3 protein-coding genes and 1 pseudogene are annotated in these 7,885 nt (G+C 70.6%); 1 reads left to right on the plus strand and 3 read right to left on the minus strand.

Going from position 1 to position 7,885, the window contains the following annotated elements:
- Window positions 1–89 precede the first annotated feature (89 nt).
- Window positions 90–644 carry a DJ-1/PfpI family protein gene (locus tag AOK00_RS09660; protein ID WP_055599899.1) on the minus strand — a complete coding sequence of 185 codons (555 nt, stop codon included), beginning with the start codon at window positions 642–644 and terminating at the stop codon, window positions 90–92.
- A 434-nt stretch (window positions 645–1,078) separates the two neighbouring features.
- Between AOK00_RS09660 and AOK00_RS09665 the strand changes: the two genes are divergently transcribed.
- Entirely contained in the window at window positions 1,079–6,052 is a 4,974-nt protein-coding gene (locus tag AOK00_RS09665) for an NAD-glutamate dehydrogenase (RefSeq protein ID WP_055599900.1), read from the plus strand.
- A gap of 121 nt (window positions 6,053–6,173) precedes the next feature.
- On the opposite strand, the gene AOK00_RS09670 is transcribed toward AOK00_RS09665, so the two are convergent.
- Entirely contained in the window at window positions 6,174–7,478 is a 1,305-nt protein-coding gene (locus AOK00_RS09670) for a glycosyltransferase 87 family protein (RefSeq protein WP_055599901.1), read from the minus strand.
- Between the two features lie 38 nt (window positions 7,479–7,516).
- Window positions 7,517–7,885, minus strand: a pseudogene (locus tag AOK00_RS36360) (ABC transporter ATP-binding protein); the annotation flags it as partial.

Here is a 7,885-nt window from a genome sequence, read left to right on the forward strand (position 1 = left end):
GGGGGCGGGTGCCGCGGCCGGAGTGCCGGCCGGTGGGTGACCGTGCCCGGGGGCTGCGGGCCGGCCACAACCCCCGTGCCGGCCCGGCGTCAGGACTTGGCTCGGAGGACCTTCAGGAATTCGCGCATCCAGGTGGGGTGGTCCGGCCAGGCCCTTGAGGAGACCAGAAGGCCGTCCACCACCGCCGCGCTGTCCTGGAAGGTCGCGCCGGCCGCCTGCATGTCCAGTTCCAGGGCCGGGTACGCGGTGACCCTGCGGCCCTCCAGGCCGCCGACCGCCGCCGTCAGGAGCGGGCCGTGGCAGATCTGGGCCACCGGCTTGTCCGCGTCGAAGAAGGCCTTGAGGATCTTGCGGAGCTCCGGGTCGTTGCGCAGGTACTCCGGCGCCCGGCCGCCCGGGATCACCACCGCCACGTACGCGCCCGGGTCGACCTCGGAGAACGCCAGGTCGGCGGGCCAGGTGTAGCCGGGCTTCTCGGTGTACGTGTCGAAGCCCGGCTCGAAGTCGTGGACGACGAAGCGGAGCTGCTTGCGGGCGGGGGCGGCGATGTCGACCTCGTAGCCCTCTTCCAGTAGCCGCTGGTAGGGGTACATCACCTCCAGCGACTCCGCCGCGTCCCCGGTCACGATCAGGATCTTCGCCATGGCTCTCCCAGATCACAGATGGTCGGTCTGCCGTGCTGCGCCCATGCTCGCGTACACGCTGCCCGCGTCGGGGTGCTTTGCCAAGAGGACATGTGTCGCTGTCCAGAACGTCAAACTTCCACCCCCTCTTTTGTACACATACGGACCATGACGGTTCGGGGGGCGAGGGCGATAGGCTTTTGCCGTGATCAGCGCGATACGCCGAGGGGGCAGTGAAGCCCCCGGCTGCCGCCCGGTCCGCGTCAGCGGCCGGGCCGACAGCGCGTTCGCCGATCCTCTCCGTCCGGGCGCGCCGCTCTCCGTGGCCGATAACGACCCGGGCATCTCTCATTCGGGCATAACGTCGTCCTGGACCGGAATCACCGCGTCGGGGCGTCGTTGTGTCCTTTCTTCCACCGACGTCACGCAACGGCGCGCGACAGGAGTCAGAGGACATGCAGACCAAGCTGGACGAAGCCAAGGCCGAGCTGCTCGAGAGGGCCGCTCGGGTAGCTGAGCACAGCCCGGTCGGGGGGCGACTTCCGACGGGCCCGGAGGGTGCCGGGAAGCACCCGGACCGGGACACCGTGCTCGAGTACCTCCAGCGCTACTACCTGCACACCGCGCCGGAGGACCTCGGTGACCGGGACCCGGTCGACGTGTTCGGCGCGGCGCTCTCTCACTACCGCCTCGCGGAGAACCGTCCGCAGGGCACGGCGAACGTGCGCGTCCACACTCCGACGGTCGAGGAGAACGGCTGGACGAGCAGCCACTCCGTCGTCGAGGTCGTCACCGACGACATGCCGTTCCTGGTGGACTCGGTCACCAACGAGCTCTCGCGCCAGGGCCGCGGCATCCATGTCGTGATCCACCCGCAGGTCCTCGTCCGCCGCGACCTGACGGGCAGGCTCATCGAGGTCCTGTCGGCGCAGATCCAGGGCGACCTGCCGCACGACGCGCTCACCGAGTCGTGGATCCACGTCGAGATCGACCGGGAGACCGACCGCGCCGACCTCAAGCAGATCACCGCCGATCTGCTGCGTGTCCTGTCCGACGTCCGTGAGACGGTCGAGGACTGGGAGAAGATGCGCGACGCCGCCCTGCGGATCGCCGAGGGCCTCCCGGCCGAGCCCACCGCCCCCGACCTGCGGCCGACCGAGGTGGAGGAGGCCCGCGAGCTGCTGCGCTGGCTCGCCGACGACCACTTCACCTTCCTCGGCTACCGCGAGTACCAGCTGCTCAACGGTGACGCCCTGTCCGCCGTGCCCGGCACCGGCCTCGGCATCCTGCGCTCCGACCCGCAGCACGCGGGCGACGACCAGGGCCACCACGCCCACCCCGTCTCGCCGTCCTTCAGCCGGCTGCCCGAGGACGTCCGCGCCAAGGCGCGCGAGCACAAGCTGCTGATCCTGACGAAGGCCAACAGCCGCTCGACCGTGCACCGCCCCTCGTACCTCGACTACGTCGGTGTGAAGAAGTTCGACGCCGACGGCAACGTCATCGGTGAGCGCCGCTTCCTGGGCCTGTTCTCCTCGGCCGCCTACACCGAGTCCGTGCGCCGCGTGCCCGTCGTCAAGCGCAAGGTCCAGGAGGTCCTGGAGGGCGCCGGCTTCTCGCCGAACAGCCACGACGGCCGCGACCTGCTCCAGATCCTGGAGACGTACCCGCGCGACGAGCTGTTCCAGACCCCGGCCGACCAGCTCCAGTCCGTCGTCACCAGCGTCCTGTACCTGCAGGAGCGGCGCCGGCTGCGCCTGTACCTGCGCCAGGACGAGTACGGCCGCTACTACTCGGCCCTCGTCTACCTGCCGCGCGACCGCTACACGACCCGTGTCCGGCTGCGGATCATCGACATCCTGAAGGAGGAGCTCGACGGCACCAGCGTCGACTTCACCGCCTGGAACACCGAGTCGATCCTTTCCCGGCTGCACTTCGTCGTCCGCGTCCAGCCCGGCACCGAGCTGGCGAAGCTCACCGACGCCGACGTCGAACGCATCGAGGCCCGGCTCGTCGAGGCCGCCCGCTCCTGGTCCGACGGCTTCGGCGAGGCGCTCAACGCCGAGTGCGGCGAGGAGCGCGCCGCGGAGCTGCTCCGCCGTTACGGCAACGCCTTCCCCGAGGGCTACAAGGCCGACCACTCGCCGCGCGCGGCCGTCGCCGACCTGGTCCACCTGGAGGCCCTCGCCCGCACCGGCGGCGGCAAGGACTTCGCGCTCTCGCTCTACGAGCCGGTCGGCGCGGGCCCCGGCGAGCGCCGCTTCAAGATCTACAAGACGGGCGACCCGATCTCCCTCTCCGCCGTGCTCCCGGTGCTCAACCGGCTCGGCGTCGAGGTGACCGACGAGCGGCCGTACGAGCTGCGCTGCGCCGACCGCACGCACGCCTGGGTCTACGACTTCGGTCTGCGGATGCCCGTCGCGACCGGCAACGGCGGCGACTACCTCGGCGACGACGCCCGCGAGCGCTTCCAGGAGGCCTTCGCGGCCACCTGGACCGGCGAGGCCGAGAACGACAACTTCAACTCGCTCGTCCTCTCCGCCGGGCTCAACTGGCGCGAGGCGATGGTGCTGCGCGCCTACGCCAAGTACCTGCGCCAGGCCGGCTCGACGTTCAGCCAGGACTACATGGAGGACACCCTCCGCAACAACGTCCACACCACCCGGCTGCTCGTCAACCTCTTCGAGGCCCGGATGGCGCCGGAGCGCCAGCGCGCCGGCACCGAGCTGATCGACGCTCTCATGGAGGAGCTGGACGCCGCCCTCGACCAGGTCGCGAGTCTGGACGAGGACCGGATCCTGCGGTCCTTCCTGACCGTCATCAAGGCCACGCTGCGGACGAACTTCTTCCAGCTGACGGCGGACGGTACGCCGCACTCGTACGTGTCGATGAAGTTCGACCCGCAGGCCATCCCGGACCTTCCGGCGCCCCGCCCGGCCTTCGAGATCTGGGTGTACTCCCCGCGTGTCGAGGGTGTCCACCTGCGCTTCGGCAAGGTCGCCCGAGGCGGTCTGCGCTGGTCCGACCGCCGCGAGGACTTCCGTACGGAGATCCTCGGCCTGGTCAAGGCGCAGATGGTGAAGAACACCGTCATCGTGCCCGTCGGCGCCAAGGGCGGCTTCGTCGCCAAGCAGCTCCCGGACCCGTCCGTGGACCGTGACGCCTGGCTGGCCGAGGGCATCGCCTCGTACAAGACCTTCATCTCGGCGCTGCTCGACATCACCGACAACCTGGTCGCGGGCGAGGTCGTGCCGCCGGTCGACGTGGTCCGCCACGACGAGGACGACACCTACCTGGTGGTCGCCGCCGACAAGGGCACCGCGACCTTCTCCGACATCGCCAACGGGGTCGCCGAGTCGTACGGCTTCTGGCTCGGCGACGCGTTCGCCTCGGGCGGCTCCGCCGGATACGACCACAAGGGCATGGGCATCACCGCCCGCGGCGCCTGGGAGTCCGTCAAGCGGCACTTCCGCGAGCTGGGCCACGACACCCAGACCGAGGACTTCACGGTCGTCGGCGTCGGCGACATGTCCGGTGACGTCTTCGGCAACGGCATGCTGCTGAGCGAGCACATCAGGCTCGTCGCCGCGTTCGACCACCGGCACATCTTCATCGACCCGAACCCGGACGCGGCCGTCTCGTACGCCGAGCGCCGCCGGCTCTTCGAGCTGCCCCGCTCGTCCTGGGCCGACTACGACACCTCGCTGCTCTCCGCGGGTGGTGGCATCCACCCCCGCAGCGCCAAGTCGATCCCGGTCAACGCGCAGGTCAGGGCTGCCCTCGGCATCGAGGACGGCATCACCAAGATGACCCCGGCCGAGCTGATGAAGGCCGTGCTCCACGCGCCCGTCGACCTGCTGTGGAACGGCGGCATCGGTACGTACGTCAAGTCCTCGGCCGAGTCGAACGCCGACGTCGGCGACAAGGCCAACGACGCCATCCGCGTCGACGGCCAGGATGTCCGCGCCCAGGTCATCGGCGAGGGCGGCAACCTCGGCGCGACCCAGCTGGGCCGCATCGAGTTCGCCCGCACCGGCGGCCCCGAGGGGCGGGGCGGCAAGGTCAACACCGACGCCATCGACAACAGCGCCGGCGTCGACACCTCCGACCACGAGGTCAACATCAAGATCCTGCTCAACGGGCTCGTCACCGAGGGCGACATGACCGTCAAGCAGCGCAACAAGATCCTCGCGGAGATGACCGACGAGGTCGGCAGGCTCGTCCTGCGCAACAACTACGCGCAGAACACGGCCCTCGCCAACGCCGTCGCCCAGTCGCCGTCCCTGCTCCACGCCCACCAGCGCTTCATGCGCCGTCTGGGCCGTGACGGGGCCCTCGACCGGTCCCTGGAGTTCCTGCCCAACGACCGGCAGATCCGCGACCTGCTCAACAACGGCCGCGGTCTGAGCCAGCCGGAGCTCGCCGTCCTCCTCGCGTACACCAAGATCACGGTGGCCGACGAGCTCATCGGCACGGAGCTGCCGGACGACCCGTACCTGCGCGGGCTGCTCCACGCGTACTTCCCGACGCTGCTGCGCGAGAAGTTCACCGAGGCCGTCGACCACCACCCCCTGCGCCGCGAGATCATCACCACCGTCCTGGTTAACGACACCGTCAACGCCGGTGGCTCGACCTTCCTGCACCGCCTCCGCGAGGAGACGGGCGCGTCGATCGAGGAGATCGTCCGGGCGCAGACCGCGGCCCGGCTCGTCTTCCGCCTCGGCCAGGTCTGGGACGCCGTCGAGGCTCTCGACAACCTGGTGCCTGCCGACGTCCAGACCCGGATGCGGCTGCACTCCCGCCGGCTCGTCGAGCGCGGCACGCGCTGGCTGCTCAACAACCGGCCGCAGCCGCTCCAGCTCACCGAGACCATCGAGTTCTTCGCCGAGCGCGTCGAGCAGGTCTGGGCGCAGCTGCCGAACCTGCTGCGCGGCGCGGACCTGGAGTGGTACCAGTCGATCGTGGAGGAGCTGACCGAGGTCGGCGTGCCGGAGGAGCTCGCGCTGCGGGTGGCCGGCTTCTCCTCCGCCTTCCCGATCCTCGACATCGTGGGGATCGCGGACCGGATGGGCAAGGACCCGCTGGCGGTGGCCGAGGTCTACTACGACCTGGCCGACCGGCTGCGGATCACCGACCTGATGGACCGGATCATCGAGTTGCCGCGCGACGACCGGTGGCAGTCGATGGCCCGTGCGTCGATCCGTGAGGACCTGTTCGCGGCGCACTCGGCGCTGACCGCGGACGTCCTGGCGGCCGGGAACGGCACGTCGAGCCCGGAGCAGCGGTTCAAGGACTGGGAGGAGAAGAACGCGGCGATCCTGGGCCGCGCGCGGACGACCCTGGAGGAGATCCAGGGCTCGGACACCTTCGACCTGGCGAACCTGTCGGTGGCGATGCGCACGATGCGCACGCTGCTTCGTACGCACAGCTAGTCGCTGAGACAGCGGCGTGAGAAGGGCCCCACCGGTCGTCCGGTGGGGCCCTTCTCCTGTCTGTCCTACGCGGCTTCCGCGGCGGTTCTGCTCTGCGCGGCTTCCCGCGGGCGTCGCTGTTCTACGCGGCTTCCTCGGGCGGGCCGGTGACCGTCGAGGTCCACAGGCGGCGGGCGGCGAGCAGGGTGGCGGCGAGCAGCAGGCCGTTGCGGAGGACCATGACGATCAGCCCCTGGGTGGTGCCGGCGACGACGTGGTCGTACAGGACGGGGTACGCGAGGGAGCTGAGGGCGGCCGCCGGGAGGAGCAGCAGCGCCACCGGGCGCATCACGGTGCCGCGCGAGGTCAGACAGACGGCGGCGAGGCCGAGCAGCCAGATCATGTACTGGGGGCTGATCACCCGGCTGGTGACGGTGAACAGCAACACGGCGGTGAGGGCCGCGTCGAGCGGGGTGGCGGCGGTCCAGCGGTGGGCCCGGAGGCGCCACAGGAGCAGCCAGCCGAAGGCGATGACGGTGAGCAGCAGGGCGAGGTGGCCGAGGCTGGAGACGTACGGGCCGACGTACTCGAAGGCCCCGTAGCGGAACTCGACCCGGCCCGGCCAGCTGCCGCCGGCCTTGGCCAGCGCGAGGGCGGTGCCGCCGAGCGACTCGATCTGGATGCCGCGGCTGCCCTGCTGGCGCAGGAAGCCGAGGGAGTCGGAGAAGAACAGCGCGAGGGTGGCGAGGAGGGCGAGGGCCGCGACGACCGCCGCGGTCCAGGCCTCGCGGGTGGTACGGCCCCGGGGGGTGCCGATCAGGGCGAGCGCCGGCCAGACCTTGACCATGGCGCCGATGCCCGCGAGCGCCCCGCCGAGCTGGTGGGCGGCGGTCGAGCGGGCGGTGAGCGCGAGCAGCGCGAGGACGGCGAGGGCGGTGGTCTGGACGTCGTAGCGCGCGAGCGGCAGATGCAGGAGCAGCGGCAGTCCGCAGACCCAGATCCAGGTGCCGTGGGTGAGCCGGGCGCTGTCGGCGCGGGCGAGGGCGGCGGTGACGACCGCGTCGGCCAGGAGGGTGAGCGTGACGAACGCCTGGACGTACGTCAGCCAGGGGAGGACGCCCGGCGACATGATCACGAGCCCCGCGCCGGGCGGGTACTGCCAGGTGACGTCGCCGGGCGGGAAGGTGCCCTGGGCGAACTGCTCGTACCAGTGCCGGTAGAGGTCCACCTCGCGGCCGACGCCGCCGATGCCGAGGGTGTCGCGGAGCAGCAGCAGCACCATGCCGACGCGGGTGATCAGCCAGACGGAGGCGACGGCGAGGTAGGGGCCGCGGCCGACCGTGACGAAGGTGGCGGAGGTGAAGGTGTCCGAGTCGAAGGGGGACCCGGTGAGGTGAGGGGGCTCGGCGCGGGCCCCTGGTGGCGGCTGGGGGTGATCGTTCGTCATCCCTCCGCACTGTAGTCCTTAATGTCTTATTTGCCCCTTTATTTGGTCCCGGTTCCCGTTCCTGTCGCGGTGAACTCCTCGTACGCCGCCACCACCTCCTTCGCCGGGCCGTCCATCCGCAGCGTGCCCGCCTCCAGCCACAGGGCCCGCTCGCAGGTCTCGGTGATCGTCGAGTTCGAGTGGCTGACCAGGAAGACCGTTCCCGCCGCAGCCCGCAGCTCGTCGATCCGCCGCCGGCTCCGGCGACGGAAACGCGCGTCGCCGGTGGACAGGGCCTCGTCGATCAGCAGGACGTCATGGCTCTTCGCGGCGGCGATGGAGAAGCGCAGCCGCGCCCCCATGCCGGAGGAGTACGTCCCCATGGGGCGGGAGATCGCGTCGTCCTTCTCGTTGATGCCGGAGAAGTC

Origin of the sequence: Streptomyces aureus, assembly GCF_001418135.1 — a bacterium.
Lineage (GTDB): Bacteria > Actinomycetota > Actinomycetes > Streptomycetales > Streptomycetaceae > Streptomyces > Streptomyces aureus_A.

What these genes read in the sequence shown, in the direction of transcription:
- AOK00_RS09665 (WP_055599900.1), top strand. Translation starts at nt 1,079, where the DNA reads ATGCAGACCAAGCTGGACGAAGCCAAGGCCGAGCTGCTCGAGAGGGCC.
- AOK00_RS09660 (WP_055599899.1), bottom strand. Translation starts at nt 644, where the DNA reads ATGGCGAAGATCCTGATCGTGACCGGGGACGCGGCGGAGTCGCTGGAG.
- AOK00_RS09670 (WP_055599901.1), bottom strand. Translation starts at nt 7,478, where the DNA reads ATGACGAACGATCACCCCCAGCCGCCACCAGGGGCCCGCGCCGAGCCC.